The organism is Pantoea sp. FN0305, from assembly GCF_050113845.1.
GTDB lineage: Bacteria > Pseudomonadota > Gammaproteobacteria > Enterobacterales > Enterobacteriaceae > Mixta > Mixta alhagi.
In genome coordinates, this window is record NZ_JBNJSN010000023.1 from 1 (window position 1) to 1,295 (window position 1,295).

At 51.1% G+C, this 1,295-nt stretch carries 3 protein-coding genes and 1 pseudogene; 2 read left to right on the top strand and 2 right to left on the bottom strand.

From position 1 onward, the window contains the following. Window positions 1-344, top strand: a pseudogene (locus tag ACQE3Y_RS20480) (phage tail protein); the annotation flags it as partial. Beyond that, a complete protein-coding gene (locus ACQE3Y_RS20485; protein WP_426972292.1) occupies window positions 331-522 on the top strand; it encodes a hypothetical protein in 192 nt (63 codons plus the stop codon). The pseudogene ACQE3Y_RS20480 and the gene ACQE3Y_RS20485, both read left to right, overlap by 14 nt. Here ACQE3Y_RS20485 and ACQE3Y_RS20490 read toward each other — a convergent pair. After that, window positions 497-919 carry a tail fiber assembly protein gene (locus ACQE3Y_RS20490; protein ID WP_426972293.1) on the bottom strand — a complete coding sequence of 141 codons (423 nt, stop codon included), beginning with the start codon at window positions 917-919 and terminating at the stop codon, window positions 497-499. The two genes, ACQE3Y_RS20485 and ACQE3Y_RS20490, sit on opposite strands and share 26 nt — an antisense overlap. Then, on the bottom strand, window positions 919-1,295 hold a 377-nt coding region (locus ACQE3Y_RS20495), incomplete at its 5' end, for a gp53-like domain-containing protein (RefSeq protein WP_426982411.1). The genes ACQE3Y_RS20490 and ACQE3Y_RS20495, both read right to left, overlap by 1 nt.

A 1,295-nucleotide genomic window follows, 5' to 3' on the forward strand; every position in this document is an offset into this window, starting at 1 on the left:
TTGGTTTGGGAGAAGCAAAGTATGTGGTAAGTCGGGGCGCTAACGCGAATGGCTCATGGGCCATCTGGTCAGATGGGGCGATAGAACTTTTCGGCGTCAGTCCTACGATTGTTGATGGACTGTCAACTGTGACCTATCCGATCACTTTGCCCGCTTCATCGCCTTATATCACCACGGCTGAGCGAATATCTTCGGATAACAACGGTAGCGGCAATACCGTGCATGTTTCTTCTGTCATTGATACTTCGGTTACAAAATCCGGGTTTAAAGCCCGCTGTCAGAACTACAGCGGGGCACCGTCCTCAAGCACTTTTGTATGGAGAGTTTACTATGCGCCTATTTAATCCTGTGACTATGACCGAAGCCCTGCCCGGCTTCCATGATGTAACTGGTGCCATAAAGCTACCGGACAGCCACTGGTTTTTTACTAACAGGGAAATACCAGAAGGAAAACAGCTCACCGTGGATAATAACGGCGAGCCTGTTCTGATTGATATTATTCAGGCGGAGCAGGCCAGTTAATATCTGGCGCGTCCGACAGGTCAACAGCCTGCAACTGCTGCACATAGCGCATCCAGTCAGTCAGGGTTGCCCTGTCCTCATCGGTAATGATGCCAAGCAGCAACTGCGTCTGCCATGCCTGGGTGATGCTGTTCGCCTCACCCAGAAGCGTGGCTTTTCGCCTTTCAGCCTGCTGCTGCAGTTCTGCGGCCGTAGGCGGTGGGATATTAATCCAGGCTGGCTTGCCTGACTCATCGGCACCCAGCATTAAGCCTGCCGGTGCCGGTTGTGTGTATTTTCCCCAGTCATCATTGCTGATTTCCACCGCGTCAGCGGGCCAGCCAATCCCGGCAATATATTTTTCTTTATCCGTATCGTTATAAAACCATAAAGATGTGGCACTGAAATAAATAGCCATTAATACCCCACTGCAAACCATGAAAAAGTAACGGGTACTGTATTGGTATTTGGGGCATAACCTGCGTTGCCACCATATACCGCAATAAGCAGCCCGCCAGCGCTGCGTGAAACGCACTGACCAAAGGCGTACACGCTTGTCGCTTCTTCCACACCAATCGGCCCGGCAGCGATACAGGCATTAGGAAACGCCACAGGAAAGGTGACGGATTTTGTGTATTCGGTTGCGGCAATCGTGCTGTTACCCGCCTTCAGAATCAGACCTCCCGGCAACTGGTAGCTAAGCGGATTGCCTTTCGTGAAAGCGAATGCAGACATATCAGGAATCTGATTGCTGCCTGTTCCAACCTCTCTTTTTGCCGCTTCGCTTAAACCAA